Raw genomic sequence first — 15898 nt, 5'->3', positions numbered from 1 at the left:
GACGGGGGAAGGACCATGAGGCACGGAAAGACGTCGTGGCGGTGGGTCAGCGCCGCCGTGCTCCTCCTGGGCGCGACGACGGCCTGCACCGGTGGCGAAGGCCACGACAACCAGGCCGGACCGCCCTCGGTACGGCCGCTCACCGGCACCCAGCTCGTCATCGCCACCGGCGTGGACGTCACCGGCAAGAACGGCATCCGCAAACACCTGGTCGACGCATGGAACACCCTGCAGGAGAAACAGCACTCCCCCTACCGCGCCCAGGCCGTCATCCTGCCCGGCTCCGCCGACCTGCAACGAAGCCAGCTCCTCGCAGCGCTGCAATCCGGCAGCGCCGGCTACGACATCGTCAACCTCGACGTCACCTGGGTCGCCGAATTCGCCGCCGCCGGCCTCGTGAGGGAACTACCGCCGGAATTCGTCGACGACGGCGACATCATCGACAAGGCCGCCACCACGGCCCGCTGGAAGGGCAAGGTCTACTCCGTGCCCTACAACAGCGACGTCGGCCTGCTGTACTACCGCCGCGACTACCTGATCGACGGCGCCGGAATCGAGGAGAGCAAGCTCACCGACCTCACCAGGAAGGACGCGACCTGGAACGACGTCGCCTCCCTCATGGACGGCGTCGACGCCTGGGCCCGCGCCGACAAGAGCGAGAAATCGAAGAACTACCGCAGCGCCTGGACGAGCCAGCTCAGCCCCTACGAGGGCCTCACCGTCAACGGCACCGAGGCATTCGCCTCGGCCGGCGTCCACCTGACCGACGACGACGGCGACTACACCGCCACACCCGGCAACCTCGCCAAAGGAATAGCCGAATTCCGCCGCCGCACCGCCAGCGCCCACACCCTCGACTCGGCATTCGACGCGGACGAGGCCGGCACCCTCAAGGACTTCGCCGAAGGAAAAACCGCCTTCCTGCGCCACTGGCCCTACGCCTACCGCACCCTGCACACCGCACTCGGAAGCGGCAAACTCGGCGTCGCACCCCTGCCCGGAGCCGTCCTCGGCGGCCAGAACCTGGCCATAGCCGCCAACCCCGGAATGACACCGCAGCGCATCACCAAGGCCAAGGAACTCGTCAAATTCCTCACCGACAGAACCAGCGAACGCTGCCTGCTCGACGCCGGCTTCGCCGCCACCCGCACCTCCGCCTACACCGACCCGGCCGTCTCCTGCGACGGCGACCGCGCCGCCCCGAGCGCCCCCGCCCGGTCCGAGGGCAACGCCGCCGACATGCCCCGCGACCCCTCCCACCGCCCCCTGTACGCCCACGACACCCTCCTGCCCGCCCTCCAATCCGCCACCCTCCGCCCCCGCACCCCCTTCTACGGCGCCTTCACCCACGCCTTCACCACCGCACTCAACCGCCTCCACACGGCGGCGGAGGCACGGTCGATGCCCGACGAGGCGGCGGCAGCGGAACTGGACAAGGAACTCCGCACGGTCCTGCCGAGCGGCTGAGCAGCGACCAGCGGCACCAGCCGGCCACCCCGACCTGAGGGGTGAGCCGCGCCCTCCGCCGTACCCACCCCTACGAAGGAACCGCGCCCACCCACGCCCGCAACAACCGCTCCCGCTCCACCGCCCGAGGCGACCCGCCCTCCCACGTGCGGCCCCACTGCGACATCCCCGCCGGCGTCGTCGCCATCGTCGCGGCACCCTCGGTGAGGCGGGACAGGAGCGCGTGGGAGAGGCCGACCTCTGTCCGGGAGTACCCGACGGCCGCGGCAGCGTAGGCCGGCAACTCGTGACTCCCGAAGATCGGGGAGTTCCCGCACGCACGTTTGCCGCACCAGCCCGAGGCCCGCTGCCGGTTGCCCGGGTTTCCCACCCCGACAGGGAACGGGGCAACCCTTCACCCATGGCCCCGAATGCGGTGAGCTCCTGTCTGCCGGCCACTTGCCGGCTCGTCTTCTTCTCCCGACCCTTTTGAGGAGTACTCCCGTGAAGCGCAGGACCCTTCGCGCCGTTGCCACGTACGCACTGGTCTCGGCCGCACTCGCCGCAGCGGTTCCCCCTGCGTCAGCCGCCGTGACGACCAAGGCCGCTGCCAAGGCGCCGTCCGCGACGATCGACAAGATCCTCATCGGTCAGGGGACCATCCCCTCGGTGATCGTCTCGTTCGACTACGCCTGTACGGCGGCGACCGAGCGCCTCGACGTCACCCTCACCTCGTTTCCGCCGATCCCCGCGCCTGCCGCGTACCTGAAGGCGACGAAGACCAAGAGGGAACTGCGCTGCGACGGCGCGCAGCACACCGCCTTCGTCGAGTGGACGGACCGGACCATCGACAGGGGCACCCCCGCGCGTGCGGTCCTGTCGTTCCACGACAAGGCCGGCGAGCTTCAGGTGCCCATGGTGGAGAAGACCATGAAGCCGGGCACGGGAACGCCGCCGGTCGGCATCGGCTGACCGGGGTACGACCCCGCTCGTCCCGTCCGCGCGGCATCAGGGACAGGGCGCCCCGGGAGGCGGATCGGTCAGGAGGTCGTGCCACTCGTGGGCGGTGCTGAGGGCACAGACGCGGCTCGCGACATCGTCCGGGTCGAGCTCCCACAGGCGGCTGGTCCGGTCCGGGCTCGCCGTGGCCAGCGTGCGGCCGTCGGGCGGGAAGGCGAGGGAGACCACGGCGTCGTCGTGACCCGTCAGGGTGGCGACGACGCGGTGATCACGGGTGTCCCACAGCCGGACCGTTCGGTCGGCGCTGCCGCTGGCCAGGGTGCGGCCGTCGGGGGAGAAGGCCAGGGCCTTGACGACTCCGGTGTGGCCCGTCAGGGTCCTGGTCCGGCGCCACGCGACGGTGTCCCACAAGCGGATGGTGCCGTCCGATCCCGCCGTGGCGAGGAGCCGGCCGTCCGGGCTGAACGCCAGGGCCCATGTGGTGGCCGACTGTCCGGGGAGGACCGCGACGAGGCGGCGGGAGGCCACGTCCAGGAGCCGTACCGAGCCGTTGGCGTTGCCCTTGGCCAGGGTGCGGCCGTCCGGACTGAAGGCCAGGGTGAAGGTCTCATCGGTGTCACCGCTGACGACGACCTCCGAGCGCCGCGAGGCCACATCCCACAGTCGTGTCGTACGGTCCGCGCCCGCCGTGGCGAGGGAGCGACCGTCGGGACTGAAGGCGAGGGCGAGAACGGCCCGGTCGTGACCGGAGAGGATCGCCTCCGTACGCCGCGTGGAGGTGTCCCACAGGCGTACGGATCCGTCCGCGCCGGCGCCGGCCAGCGTCCGGCCGTCCGGGGCGAAGGCCAGCCCGGTGACGGCCTCGGACGGCCCGGCCAGGGTGGCGACCAGCCGGTGGCTGCGGACGTCCCACAGGCTCACCGCGCCCTTGGCATCACCGACGGCCAGCGTCCTGCCGTCGGGGGAGAAGGCCACCTGGCGGGGCATGACCCGCACGCCCAGCGCGGTGGTCATCCTGCCTGTCGCCACGTCCCAGATACCGGCCCGGGGCGGCTCCACCGAGGCACCTGCGGAACTACCGGGGCCAAGCTCCTCCAGCGAGACGGTCGCGAGGTGACGGCCGTCGGGGCTGACATTCACCCCGTTGACGGGCAGTTCGCTGCTCAGCGTGGTGGTCGTCTCGTGACTGGCTGCGTCCCACAGACGGACGGTGCGGTCGTGGCCCGCGGTGGCCAGTTTGCGTCCGTCGGGAAGGAAGGCGACCTGTGCCACCACTCCGGTGTGGCCGGTGAGCACGGCCAGAGGCCGGCGGGACGCCACGTCCCACAGGCGCGCGCTGCCGTCCGCGCTCGCGCTGGCCAGCGTCCTGCCGCCGGGGGAGAAGGCCGTGGACATCACCGAGTCGGTGTGCCCTTCGAGGGTCGCGGACTCCTTCAAGGTGGTGGTGTCCCACAGCTTGATCGTGTGGTCGTTGCACGCGGTGGCCAGCGTCCGGTTGTCGGGAGAGAAGGCGAGGTTCATCACCTGCTGCGTGTGACCGGTCAGCACGGCCCTCTGCCGGTACGTCGCCGTGTCCCACAACCGGACCGTACGGTCGTGCCCGGCAGTGGCGAGGGCGCGCCCGTCGGGGCTGAAGGCCACGCCGAGAACGCCGCCCTCGTGGCCGGTGAGCTGTGCGTCGTGACGTCCCACACCTTGGTGCTGCGGTCGTGACTGGCGGAGGCGAGGGTCCGTCCGTCGGGCGAGAACGCGAGCGCGTTGACGCTGTGGGTGTGGCCCCGGAGCGTGGCCAGCACCTTCCCCGAACCGGCATCCCACAGCTTGACCGTGTGGTCGTCGCTCCCGGTGGCCACGATGCGCCCGTCGGGGGAATAGGCCACGGTGTTGACGGTGGCCGAGTGGCCGCTGAAGTCGTCGGCGTGATGCCGGGCGTAGGCGCTCAGCAGGCTGCTGCGGGCCTCCACGGTGGGCGCGTGCCGGTAGGCCGTGAGCGCGGAGAGCATCGCGGCCTCGGGGGACTCCCGGGCCAGCAGGTCCGCCCGGGCGGCGAACTCGCGCGACAGGGCGAGCCGGTGGTTGCTCCTGGACGTCCGCCACTGCTGGAAGGCCAGCGCGCCGGCGGTCGAGGCCAGGACGAGGAGCACGGTGAGGACCGAGGTCAGTGTTCTCAACCGCCTCAGACGACGCTTCTTCGCCCGTGCCTTCGCGTCGTCGTGGCGGATGCTCGCGTCGAGGAACGCCCTGGCCGCCGAGCCGAGTACGACGCGTCCCGGAGCGGACGCCCACTCCCGCGCGGTGGCGAGGCGGCCACCGCGGTAGAGCAGCCCGCCGTCCCGGCCCTCCGCCTCCCACACCGCGGCCGTCTCCGCCAGGCGCTGGTGGATGTGGAGCCCCGCACGATCGTCGTCGACCCACCGGCGCAGCCGGGGCCATGCGGACAACAGCACTTCATGAGCGAGCTCCACACGGTCGGCGTCGTGGGTCAGCAACCGGGCCCGGGTGAACACCTCCAGTACGGCAGCGGCGTCCTCGGAATCGTCGCCGGCCACCTGCAGCAGGTCCGCCCGGCGCGCGGGACGGCCGGTCTCCTGCTGCTCCGCCCCGACGCTGACCAGCTGCAGCAGGACGTGACGGGCGGCTTCACGCTGAGGAGGGGTCAGGGACTGGTAGGCGCGCTCGGCTGTCGAGGCCACCGCACCGGATATGCCTCCCGTCAGCCGGTACCCGGCCACCGTAAGGGAGGCCCCGTCCCGGTGCTGCCACGTGCCCAGCAGGGCATGCGACAGCAAAGGAAGAGCACCGGGCCGCAGCCCGTCGCCCCGGCCGGAGGAGCCGGGCCCGAGCCCCGCGTCGCGCAGCAGGATCTCCACCAGCCCGGCCTCCACGGTCAGCCCGGACCGCTGCGCCGGGCCGGTGACGACCTCGCGCACCTTCCCCTCGTCCATCGGCGCCAGGGCCACATGCCCCCGCTGCAGGGACGGAGCCAGGCCGGGATCGGCGAGACAATGATGGTAGAAGTCGGCTCGTACGCCGAGGACGACCAAGGCGTACGGCCGGTCCTCGCTCCCGCTCGTGTCGGAAAGCGCGAGCAGGGCGGTGATGAAAGCAGCCCTCTCCTCGCCGTCCCGGCAGAGGGCGAAGACCTCCTCGAACTGGTCGACAACGACCACCAGACCGGCCACGTCCGAAGAGGAACGGTCGACGGAGGGGCAGAGCCCCGCCCCCACCTGCTTGACGAACGTCTCCGGCCCCGCACTCCACGCGGCGGCCAGCTCCTGCCGGGTGAGACCGCACACGGCCGCCAACCGACCCAGCAGCGCCTCCAGAGGACGCTCACCGGGAGTGATGACCACAGCAGGCCACGCGTGCGAGCCCGCTACGGGCAGCGCCCCCCGAGCGAGTGCCGGGAGCAACCCTGCCCGCAGCAGCGAGGACTTGCCGGCACCCGAAGGCGCCACGACCGTCAGCGGGCCCCGACCACGGTCGGCGAGCCGCTCGGCCAGCCGCGCGACGAGCTCGGCCACGGCCTCCTCGCGACCGAAGAACCACCGCGCGTCCTGAGGACCGAAGGAGGACAGCCCCAGGTAGGGACAGACATCAGTGTCCGCGGGCCGCGCCCCGTGGCACGCCGCGGCGTTCGCCGCCCGCGCGAGCTCCTCCAGCGCCCCGTCCGTCCCGAGCGCCTGGTCGCACGCCCGGGCCAGACCCAGGGTCAGCGGCTTGTCACCGTTCTCGACCCGGCTCAGGTAGCTCTTGCTGTAGAAGGCGAGCCGCGACAACTGCAGCAACGACACCCCCCGCTCCCGCCGGAGCCGCCGCAACTGCTCACCGGGCGCCTCCGGATCGGTGGCCCGGCCCTCGCCGGCTCCGTTGCAGGGCGTTGCCCCATCCATCACTGTGTCGTGGCCTTTCCTGATGACGCGAGTGCATGCGCATCTACCGCTGGGCACATGCTTGCTGACGATCAGTAGCAATCATCTCATCAGGTATGGGACGTAGAGACCGAACTGTGTGCGGGTTCAACCATTTCGGGACGTGCAGGGGCGAGCCATGGCCGCAGGCTGCCGTGCACCTTGTTCGACCACCCGGGCTGCGCCGCGGTGGTTCCGCTGAGGACTGTCGGGCGGAAACCACCGCGGCGCACGACATCAGTAGCTGTCGTAGCTGGGCATACCGTTCGGCCGGTAGACGCCGATGACGGTGCCGCCCTTTGTCGTCGACACGCTGACCGGCTCCAGCGCGGTGGGGATCGTTCCGTGGGCGAACAGCCGCTTGCCGGTGCCGATGATCACCGGGTGGATGGTCAGCCGGTACTCGTCGACGAGGCGGTGCTGCATGAGGGTCTGGGCGAGGTTGCCGCTGCCGACGACGTTGATGTCGCCGCCGTCGGACGCCTTCAGGTTGCGTACGGCATCGACGGTGTCGCCCTCCAGTAGGGTGGAGTTTTGCCACTCGACAGACGTCAGGGTGCGGGACGCCACGTACTTGTGCATGCTGTTCATCCGGTCGGTGAACGGGTTGTCGGGATCGGCGGTCGGCCAGTACGACGCGAAGATCTCGTACGTCCTGCGGCCGAGCAGCATGGCGTCGGCGTGCTCGTACCAACCGGCGATGGCCGTGCCGACCTCGTCGTCGGCCACCGGCTTCTGCCAGCCGCCGTGCTCGAAGCCGCTCCCGGCATCCTCGTCCGGACCGCCCGGCGCCTGCATGACGCCGTCGAGCGTCAGAAACGTGCAAACGATGATCTTCCGCATGGTGTACTCCCTTCGTCGATGGGTGGACCGCGCAACCACCGGAACCTCCCCGGCGGGACTTCCGAGGCGCAGCACCAGTCTGCGACGCTGAGGGAGATCCCCGGGGTCCGGCACGACGCCGGCGCTCCCCGCAGACCGAGCCGCTCGGAGTGGGGCACCAGGGCGTGTCCGGCGGATCTTCGTCATGCGGTACCACGGCGCCCGTAGGGGCGCGGGGCCCCTGTCGATTTGCGGCTGCCGCCGCGTGGGCGCGACAAGCCACGACGCACCCGCGGACGAAGTGCCGCGCTGCGGCAAGGCCGCCGGCGGACCGCGCCCCCGCGGCAGCCGCAGATCGAACCGACGCGCACCGCCTGATGGAGTCGAACGCGCATACGGGGAAGATCGTGGTGGCGGTGGCCCGAGCCGCACCGACTGCACTGCCGAGCGGACGCCGAGCGGGCGCCGCGCGGCCGAATCGCCGTTTCGCCAGGCCCTCGGACGGCCTGCGGATCCCCGCCCCGACAACCGGTGGCACGCCTGGGGGATAATGCGCCCATGCGTTCCTGCCCGAGGCCCCTGCGATGAGCACCCGACTGAGACTGCTGCGCAAGCAGAACCGGTTGAGTCTGGAAGCGCTCGCCCAGCAGGCCGGGGTGACCAAGAGCTACCTGTCCAAGGTGGAGCGCGGTCTGAGCGTGCCCTCCATCTCCACGGCGATGAAACTGGCCCGCGTGCTGGGTGTGGACGTCGGCCGGCTGTTCGCCGAGGAGGTCGAACCCGAGCTGATCACTGTCGTACGGGCCGGCGAGCGCACCCCCGTGGCCGTGGCGCCGGGGACCACCGGCGCCACGCACTACGAGGGCATCGCCACGGGCGTGAGCGGCAAGGCCATGGCCCCGTTCATGATGCGACCGCCGCTCGCGGCCGACGACATGTCGTTCAAGTCCCACGCGGGGGAGGAGTTCCTCTTCGTCCACGAGGGCGAGGTGGAGCTGGTCTTCCCCGAGCGCAGCGTGCTGCTCGGACCCGGCGACAGCGTGTACTTCAAGGCCGAGGTGCCCCACCGCTCGCGGAGCGTGGGCGAGCAGCGCGCCGCGGTGCTCGTCGTCATCCACGACGAACCGTGCGCGGCGACCTGCGCGGCGACCGGTGGGGAGATCTCGTCCACGACCTCCTGATGAGGTACCCGCTCACCCCGCCGGTACGGCCGGTGCACCACCCCGGCCCTGCGGCGAGCCCACTGCCTCCGCCGCCTGCAGCGACTCCATGATCTCCGCCAGTCGCCGGGTCTGCCGCGCCTCCAGCGGCAGCAGGGGCCTGCGCGGGTCCCCGGCGTCGAAGCCGCGCAGGGCCAGCCCCGCCTTGACGGTGGCGGGCAGCCCGCCCGCGAGGACGAACTGCAGCAGCGGCAGCTGGCGGTAGAACACCTCCCGCGCTGCGGCGAGGTCACCCGAGCGCACCGCCCGGTACAACTGCAGCACCGGTCCCGGTGCCAGGCAGGGCGCCGCGGTGCACCAGCCGGCCGCCCCCGCCGCGAAGGCCTCCAGCGCCAGCGGGTTGGAGCCGTTGTAGAAGGGCAGCGCGCCGTCCGAGAGCTGGACGATCCGGTGCATGCGCTGCACGTCGCCGCTGCTCTCCTTGACCATGGTGACGTTCTCGAACTTCTCCCACAGCCCCACCAGGAACTCGGGGGACAGGTCGGTGCCGCTGGTCGCCGGGTTGTTGTAGACCATCACCGGTACGCCCACGGCCGCGCAGATGCGTGCGTAGTGCTCGCTGATCTCGCGCTCGCCGAGCTTCCAGTACGACACCGGCAGCACCATCACCGCGCTCGCCCCCGCCCGTTCGGCGAAGCGAGCCCGCCGAACGGCGCCCTCCGTGGTCAGGTCCGAGATGCCCACCACGACCGGTACGCGCCCGCCGACCGCTTCGAGCGAGGCCCGGGCCACCGTGCGCCATTCCTCGTCGTCCAGGTACGCACTCTCGCCCGTGCTGCCCAGCGGGGCTATGGCATGGCATCCGGACGCCACCAGCCGATCGACCAAAGCGGCCAGGGCGGTGGTGTCCACCAGCCCGTGCTCACGGTCGAAGGGTGTGACCGGGTAGGCGATGATGCCCTGCAGGTCGGTGAGAGCCATCTCAGGCACCGCCCTTCGCGCCGGCGGCCGTCAGGCAGTCGGGGTGAAAGCGCAGCGCGCGACGCGCGTAGTAGGCGAAGGACGCCTGGTCGCGCTTGGGCACCGAGATCCAGTCGTGGGCCTCCCGGGCGAGCGCCGCCGGCAGCTCCCGTACCGCACCCGCGGCCGAGGCGAGCAACTGCAGCCGTGCCGCCCGCTCCAGGAGCAGAGCCAGCACGCACGCCTCCTCCACGGTGCGTCCGGTGACCAGCATGCCGTGATGGGCCATCAGCAGTGTGCGCTTGTCGCCCAGGGCTGCAGAGATGATCTCGCCTTCCTCGTTCCCCACGGGAATGCCGGGCCAGTTCTCCAGGAAGGCGCAGTCCTCGAAGAGCGGAGTGGTGTCCATGTGCGAGACGACCAGCGGCGTCTCCAGCATGGACAGGGCCGAGACGTGCAACGGGTGGGTATGGATGATGCAGTTGACGTCCGGCCGGGCCCGGTAGACCCAGCTGTGGAAGCGGTTGGCGGGGTTGGCCATGCCGGCGCCCTCCAGGACGTTGAGGTCTTCGTCGACCAGCAGCAGGTTGTTCTCGCCGACCTCGTCGAACCCCAGCCCCAACCGCTGCGTCCAGTAGGTGCCGGGCTGCTCGGCCCGCGTGGTGATCTGCCCGGCCAGCCCCGAGTCGTGTCCTCCGTCGAAGAGGATCCGGCAGGTCAGCGCGAGCTTCTGACGGGGCGTCCAGTCGTTGTCGGGAATCGACTCACGCATGCGGCGGTGGGCGAGGGCGACGAGTTCGGGTTTGGCGGTGGCGAGAGTGTCGGCCATGAGGAAACGTCCTTCCAGGACAAGGCTCCAGCAGGAAACGCGAGTTCACTATAGGACACCTTGTGTTCTGAGCGTCGACGTTCCTTGGGTCAAGCCGCCTCCGAACAGGCCGGGACGACGCAGCGACGTCACCGTCCGTGGCGCCGCGACCAGCGACATCTGGAATGAAGCCGGTTCCTTCATGCCTCTCGGAACATGACGCCATGACGGTATTGATCTTGGACAGGGCGACCCGGCGCTCCTAGCGTCGAGGTGTTCGCACCTGAAGATCACCGTGGGGAGCAACCATCATGGTCAGCAGCAGTCCGGAATCCGCCGCCGCGCATCGGAGTGGACAGGCGAATCCGCGGGGAATGCGCATCACGCGAGCGGCGCTCGCGAGATTCGTCGCCGTATCGGTGGCCGCCGCTGCGGTCGGCGTCTGCACCGTGGCCGGCGCGGACGCCGACACCCCGAAGAAGAGCCCCGTCGAGGTCCTCGACATCAAAATCCAGAACGATCAGTACGCGGCTCACGACGTCGGCCCGGCAGGGCCGAGTTTGGGGGACATGGACGTCTACTCCGGCGGCATCGTCAGGGACGGCCGCACCGTCGGACGCGGCGGGGGAACGTGCCAGGTCGTTCATGTCGATGGCGCCAAACTCACGAAGCAGTGCCTGCTCACGATAGAACTCGAGGGTGGCTCCCTGACGATGCAGTCGCTCGGGGTGAGCGGAACGAAAACACTCGACATGGCCATCACCGGGGGCACAGGCATCTACCGCGACGCGCGGGGCTCTGCTCGTTACTGGGACATCGCCACGCCCAACGAGAGGCTGCGGGCCGAAATCCTGCACTGACGACACAAGCGACTGCGGCGCTGTCGTTCAAGTTGCTGTCGCTCGAGGCGCTGTTGTTCACGTCGCTGCAGCGCCGGGCGCCGGCGACTACCACCAGCGCCGGCGGCCGCGCAGGTAGTCGCTGGTGGCGTACAGCCAGCGCGCGTACGCCCGGGTCACCAGGGGGCTGGGCACCAGGCGGTCGTAGCGCGGCGGGTGGTAGCGGTAGGTGTACTCGGTGGCGGCCAGCCGGGCGATCGGGATGATCCGCCGGGAGCGGAGGTGTTCGTAGCGGCGCAGCGCCGCGGTGAGGTTCGCCGGCCGGTGGGCGAGCAGGCGGGCGAGCACCCAGGCGTCCTCCAGCGCCTGGTTGGCGCCCTGGGCGACGATGGGCGGCATCGTGTGGGCCGCGTCGCCGAGCAGGGTCGAGCGCTCGGTGCCCCAGATGCGGCGGACCCGGTGGGTGTGGTGTGGGAACATCTCGATCTCCGTCTCCCGGAGGCCCTCCAGTACCGCCGGCACCGGCGGCGCCCAGTGGGCGAAGCGCTCGCGCAGCTGAGGCAGGGCGGGTACGTCGGGCGCGCCGGGGCGCCACGGGAAGCTGAACCACCACTGCAGGGTGTCCGGTCCGGCGGGCAGCAGTCCGCAGAAGCCGGCCCGGCCGTTGATCATGAGCCCGTGGTGCGCACCGGTGATGCGGGACCGGCGATCCACGAGACCCTGCCAGGTCGCCCAGCCGGCCGGCACCGTCGGGTCCTGGCCCCACACATGCCGCCGCACGGCGGAATGGTGGCCGTCGGCTCCGATCAACAGGTCGCCCTCGGCCGTGCCGCCGTCCGCGAGGACGGCCTGGATGCCCAGGCCGCCCTCCTTGGCCCGCACGAACCGGCGCCCGTACGCGATGGTGCCCTCCGGCAGGCCGTCGGCGAGGCGGGCGAGCAGCTCGCGGCGCGGCGCGGTGATGCTGGGGTGGCCCAGCCAGCGCGCCGCATGCCCGACGTCGATGGAGTAGAGGTGTTCCCCGGCGTCGGTCCGGGTCTCCAGCCGGTCGATCCGGGCGCCCAGCCCGTCGGTGCAGACCCCGAGCGCGCGCAGGATGCCGACTCCTCCACTCCAGACAGTGATCGCCGAGCCGGTGATGCGCGGGCTCGGCGCCTGCTCCAGCACGGTCACGTGGTGTCCTGCCGCGAGCAGTCCTCGGGCGAGCGCCAGGCCGCCGATTCCTGCACCAACTACCAGTAACCGCATGGAAGACGACCCCCCAGTTGTGAATACGTCGACGGGTGGGAGCGGTGCGGCACCAGTGCTTTTATAGTACGAACGCGAGCTCCGGAGTGTCACGTCCCACCCGCTACTGGCCTGCAGTCCAGATACCGAGGGTTACTATCGTGCGCACTGATCCGAAGGTGGCCGTCTCCCGTGGCGTGGAGCACCTGCTGTCGATCCAGGAACCGGAGGGCTGGTGGTCCCGCTGTCCGGACGGCAACGTGATGGTCGACGCGGTCGATCTCTTCATCCGCGAGCTGCTGGGGGTGCGCGACGAGCGCGTCCTCGCGGCCACCGCCCGCTGGATCCGCTCCCAGCAACTCCCTGACGCCGGATGGGGTCTGTACCCGCAAGGCCCCGGCGACCTGTCCACCACCGTGGAGGCCTACCTCGCCCTGCGGCTGGCCGGGGACGGCCCCGAGGAACCGCACATGGCGGCAGCGGCCCGTTTCGTCCGCGCCCAGGGCGGCGCCGAACGCTGCCGGCTGGAAGCACATCTGTGGCTCGCCCTGTTCGGCCAGGAGGACTGGGGGGCCGTACCCACCGTGCTCACCGAGGCGGTGCTGCTGCCGCCGCGCGCCCCGCTCTCGCTCTACCGGCTGTCCACCTGGGCCCGGCTGACGATGGTGCCGCTCGGCCTGGTCCACCGGTCCCGGCCCTGCCACGACCCGGGCTTCCGCACGGACGAGCTGCGCACCGGCCGCCCCGCCCCGACCGCGCTGCCGCGGGCCCTTCGGGCGGTGGACCGTGCGCTCGGCTGGTACAACGAGCACGCGCTCGGCCTGCCGCGCCGCCGGGCGGTCGAGCGTGCCGTCCGGTGGATCACCGACCGTCAGGAGGCGGACGGCGCCTGGCTGGCCTGCAACGTGGCCTCCGCGTTCTGCCTCCTCGGCCTGCACGCCGCGGGCCTGAGCACCGCCGACCCCGCAATACGCGCCGGACTGCGCGGGCTGGACGGCTTCGCCGTCTGGCAGGAGAGCGCCGACGGCCCCGTCCGCCGGATGAACTGCATGCCCACGCCGGTGTGGGACACCGCCCTGTGCGTGAGCGCGCTCGCCGACGCCGGCGTCGGCGCCGACCACCCCGCCCTGCTGCGAGCCGCCCGCTGGCTCGCCGGCCAGGAAGTCACCGGGCACGGCGACTGGGCCGTGGCCAGGCCCGGGCGGGCCGCCGGCGGCTGGTCGGTCGGTTTCGTCGAACAGGCCTTCCCCGACTGCGACGACACCGCGGTGGTCGTCGAGGCGCTCTCCAGGGTGACGGCGCCCGACCCCGCCGAGGCCGCCCGGCTGCGCGGCGCCACCGTCCGCGGCACGTCCTGGCTGCTGGCCATGCAGTCCTCGGACGGCGGCTGGGCCGCCTACGACGCGGACAACACCTCGTGGCTCGCCTCCCGCCTGAGCACCCTCGACTTCACCGAACTGACCGACCGGCCCTGCCCGGACATCACCGCGCACGCCCTGGAGAGCCTGGCCCGCCAGGGCCTGGCGGCCGATCCCAGGGCCCGGGCCGCCGTGCGGTGGCTGGTGCGCCACCAGGCCGCGGACGGCTCCTGGTTCGGCCGGTGGGGCGCCAACCACCTCTACGGCACGGGAGCGGCGGTCACCGCGCTGCTGAGCGCCGGCGTCCCGCCGCACAGCCCACCGGTGCGGCGCGCGGTCGCCTGGCTGACGGACCACCAGAACGTCGACGGCGGCTGGGGCGAGAGCCTGCGTTCGTACGAGGACCCGGCCTGGTGCGGCCGCGGGCCGTCCACCCCCAGCCAGACCTCCTGGGCGCTGCTCGCCCTGCACGCGGCCGGTCTGCCGGCCGACGACGAGCGGGTCGACCGGGGGCTGGCCTGGCTGGTCGAGGCCCAGCGGGAGGACGGCGGCTGGGACGAGGAGCCGTTCACCGGCACCGTCCTGCCGCGGCAGTTCTACATGAGCTATCCCCTGTACCGCCACCTCTTCCCCGTCATGGCGCTCGGGCGCTACCAGCGCTGACGCGGCCCCGGGCCACCGGCGCCGCCCCCGGGCCACCGGCGCCGGTTCGAGCCGGCGCTGCCCTAGGCCACCGGCGACAACCAGGAACGGAGTCCTGTGACGAAGCCCAAAGTCAAGGCCAACGACCTGACCCAGTACGACGACCTCGCCGACCAGTGGTGGGATCCGCGCGGCCCCTTCGCCGCACTCGGCTGGATCGCAGCCAAGCGCGGCGAGCTCATCCCCCCGGCCGACCGGCCCGGTGCCCGGCTGGTCGACGTCGCCTGCGGCGGCGGCCTGCTCCACCCGCACCTGGCCGGCAAGGGCTACCGGCACATCGGCGTGGACCAGTCCAAGCGCTCGCTGGAGGTCGCCGCCGCCCACGGAGTCGACGAGACGGTCCTGGCCGACGTGGCCACGCTGCCGTTCGAGAACGACAGCGTGGACGTCGTGGTCGCCGGCCAGTGCCTGGAACACGTCCCGGACCCCTACGCCGTGGTCGCCGAATGCTGCCGGATCCTGCGCCCTGGCGGCACCCTGCTGCTCGACACCATCGCCGACACCTTCCTGGCCCGGATCCTCATCGTCACGCTGACCGAGAACCTCCCGCTGCCCGGAATGGCCCCCAAGGGCTGTCACGACCACCGGCTCTTCGTCAACCGCCCGCGCCTGGTCCGCACCGCCGCGCTCGGCGGCGTCGAGCTGCGCTTGTACGGGCTGTGGCCGCAGGCCCGCGCGCTCATCCCGTGGTTCTTCAGGCTCCGGTCGACGGTCCCGATGTTCCCCACCCGCTCCACCAACGTGATGTTCCAGGCGATCGGTACCAAACGCCTGCCGGCCCCGGGAAGCACGCGGTGACGGCGCAGCCCGCGGCGGCGGCGTCCGGCCGGATGCGACCGGGCCCGCGAGCCTGGCTGGTGGCCGCCGGACCACCGCTGGTCCTGGTCATCGTGCTGCAGGGCCTGTACGCGGTGGCCGCCGCCCGCCAGGTCCACCCGCTGGAGCCCTGGCGGGTGGCGCTGACCCTGCTCGTCCTGGTACCCGACTGTGTCGGCCGGCGCTACGTCAACGACTACGAGGACTACGTGCGCGGCCTCGACAAGACCGACCGGGTCCGCCCCGAGAGCGCCCTCGCGCAGGGCCTGGACATGCGCCGGCTGCGGCTGGCCGGACTCGCCTGCTTCGCCGTCGCCTGGATCGGTCTCGCCGTGCTCGCCGCCACCACCACCTGGTGGCTCCTGCCCCTGATCGCACTGTGCTACCTCGCCTACTTCGCCTACGCGGGCGGCCCGCGGCCGCTGGGCCACCGGGCGCTGGGCGAGCTGCTGGACTTCGTGGTGACCGGCTTCGGCGTCACCTTGATCCTCGCCTGGCTGAACGCGGGCCGCATCGACGCCACCCTGCTGCTCGCGGCCCTGGGACCGGGATTCCTGTTCGCCGCGCTGATGCTCCACAACAACGCCCGTGACACCCAGAAGGACGCCGCGGTCGGCAAGACGACCCTGCCGCACGTGGTCAGCCCGACGGTGACGAAGCTGCTGTACGGCGGCTGCCTGGCCGGCTTCTACCTGGTCGACGCCGCACTGGCCCGGCGCCTGCACGCGGCGGGCGTACTGCTGCCGCTGCTCACCCTGCCGTGGGCCGCCGCGCTGGTCGGCGCCGTTGCCCGGTCCCGGATCGGCCCGTCGATGATCTCCTGGGCCTGGCTGTACTACCTGATGATCGCCGACTTCGTCCTCTTCGCGACGGGAGCGTGGATCTAAAG

At 71.7% G+C, this 15898-nt stretch carries 13 protein-coding genes; 7 read left to right on the top strand and 6 right to left on the bottom strand.

Going from position 1 to position 15898, the window contains the following annotated elements; all coding sequences use genetic code 11:
- Nucleotides 1-15: 15 nt before the first annotated feature.
- Both AB0K17_RS26650 and AB0K17_RS26645 read left to right on the top strand, forming a co-directional pair.
- Nucleotides 16-1467 carry an extracellular solute-binding protein gene (locus tag AB0K17_RS26650; RefSeq protein WP_365984514.1) on the top strand — a complete coding sequence of 484 codons (1452 nt, stop codon included), beginning with the start codon at nucleotides 16-18 and terminating at the stop codon, nucleotides 1465-1467.
- 483 nt (nucleotides 1468-1950) lie between these two features.
- The gene (locus AB0K17_RS26645; protein ID WP_365984512.1) at nucleotides 1951-2418 is read left to right on the top strand and encodes a hypothetical protein; all 468 of its coding nucleotides are present in this window, start codon (nucleotides 1951-1953) and stop codon (nucleotides 2416-2418) included.
- Nucleotides 2419-2454: 36 nt separating this feature from the next.
- Here the strand turns inward: AB0K17_RS26645 and AB0K17_RS26640 are convergent, their stop codons facing one another.
- The 3 genes from AB0K17_RS26640 to AB0K17_RS26630 form a co-directional block, all read right to left on the bottom strand.
- On the bottom strand, nucleotides 2455-4047 hold the full coding sequence (locus AB0K17_RS26640; RefSeq protein ID WP_365984534.1) for a WD40 repeat domain-containing protein: 1593 nt from the start codon (nucleotides 4045-4047) through the stop codon (nucleotides 2455-2457).
- The gene (locus AB0K17_RS26635) at nucleotides 3948-6299 is read right to left on the bottom strand and encodes a helix-turn-helix domain-containing protein (protein WP_365984511.1); all 2352 of its coding nucleotides are present in this window, start codon (nucleotides 6297-6299) and stop codon (nucleotides 3948-3950) included. Before AB0K17_RS26635 ends, AB0K17_RS26640 begins: the two co-directional genes overlap by 100 nt.
- A 255-nt stretch (nucleotides 6300-6554) precedes the next feature.
- On the bottom strand, nucleotides 6555-7160 hold the full coding sequence (locus tag AB0K17_RS26630; protein WP_365984510.1) for a dihydrofolate reductase family protein: 606 nt from the start codon (nucleotides 7158-7160) through the stop codon (nucleotides 6555-6557).
- 563 nt (nucleotides 7161-7723) lie between these two features.
- Between AB0K17_RS26630 and AB0K17_RS26625 the strand changes: the two genes are divergently transcribed.
- A complete protein-coding gene (locus AB0K17_RS26625; protein WP_365984509.1) occupies nucleotides 7724-8320 on the top strand; it encodes an XRE family transcriptional regulator in 597 nt (198 codons plus the stop codon).
- Between the two features lie 12 nt (nucleotides 8321-8332).
- On the opposite strand, the gene AB0K17_RS26620 is transcribed toward AB0K17_RS26625, so the two are convergent.
- Both AB0K17_RS26620 and AB0K17_RS26615 read right to left on the bottom strand, forming a co-directional pair.
- Entirely contained in the window at nucleotides 8333-9280 is a 948-nt protein-coding gene (locus AB0K17_RS26620; protein ID WP_365984508.1) for a dihydrodipicolinate synthase family protein, read from the bottom strand.
- 1 nt (nucleotide 9281) lies between these two features.
- Entirely contained in the window at nucleotides 9282-10088 is an 807-nt protein-coding gene (locus AB0K17_RS26615) for an aldolase (RefSeq protein WP_365984507.1), read from the bottom strand.
- A gap of 290 nt (nucleotides 10089-10378) precedes the next feature.
- Between AB0K17_RS26615 and AB0K17_RS26610 the strand changes: the two genes are divergently transcribed.
- Complete coding sequence (locus AB0K17_RS26610; RefSeq protein ID WP_365984506.1) at nucleotides 10379-10927, top strand: hypothetical protein; 549 nt, start codon at nucleotides 10379-10381, stop codon at nucleotides 10925-10927.
- Between the two features lie 87 nt (nucleotides 10928-11014).
- On the opposite strand, the gene AB0K17_RS26605 is transcribed toward AB0K17_RS26610, so the two are convergent.
- Nucleotides 11015-12154 (bottom strand): NAD(P)/FAD-dependent oxidoreductase, encoded by a 1140-nt coding sequence (locus AB0K17_RS26605; RefSeq protein ID WP_365984505.1) that lies wholly within the window; start codon nucleotides 12152-12154, stop codon nucleotides 11015-11017.
- A gap of 35 nt (nucleotides 12155-12189) precedes the next feature.
- On the opposite strand from AB0K17_RS26605, the gene shc reads away from it, so the two are divergent.
- The 3 genes from shc to AB0K17_RS26590 all read left to right on the top strand — a co-directional run bounded on the left by shc (nucleotide 12190) and on the right by AB0K17_RS26590 (nucleotide 15896).
- Nucleotides 12190-14154, top strand: a complete 1965-nt coding sequence (shc, locus tag AB0K17_RS26600) for a squalene--hopene cyclase (RefSeq protein WP_365984504.1) — start codon at nucleotides 12190-12192, stop codon at nucleotides 14152-14154.
- Nucleotides 14155-14250: 96 nt separating this feature from the next.
- On the top strand, nucleotides 14251-14991 hold the full coding sequence (locus AB0K17_RS26595; protein WP_365984503.1) for a methyltransferase domain-containing protein: 741 nt from the start codon (nucleotides 14251-14253) through the stop codon (nucleotides 14989-14991).
- The gene (locus AB0K17_RS26590) at nucleotides 14988-15896 is read left to right on the top strand and encodes a UbiA family prenyltransferase (protein WP_365969135.1); all 909 of its coding nucleotides are present in this window, start codon (nucleotides 14988-14990) and stop codon (nucleotides 15894-15896) included. Before AB0K17_RS26595 ends, AB0K17_RS26590 begins: the two co-directional genes overlap by 4 nt.
- The last annotated feature ends 2 nt before the right edge of the window (nucleotides 15897-15898 follow it).

Source organism: Streptomyces sp. NPDC049585 (genome assembly GCF_040675615.1).
Taxonomy (GTDB): Bacteria; Actinomycetota; Actinomycetes; order Streptomycetales; family Streptomycetaceae; genus Streptomyces; species Streptomyces luteosporeus.
The sequence above is the reverse complement of the archived record's forward strand: the minus strand, read 5'-3'. Positions and strand labels throughout refer to the sequence as shown.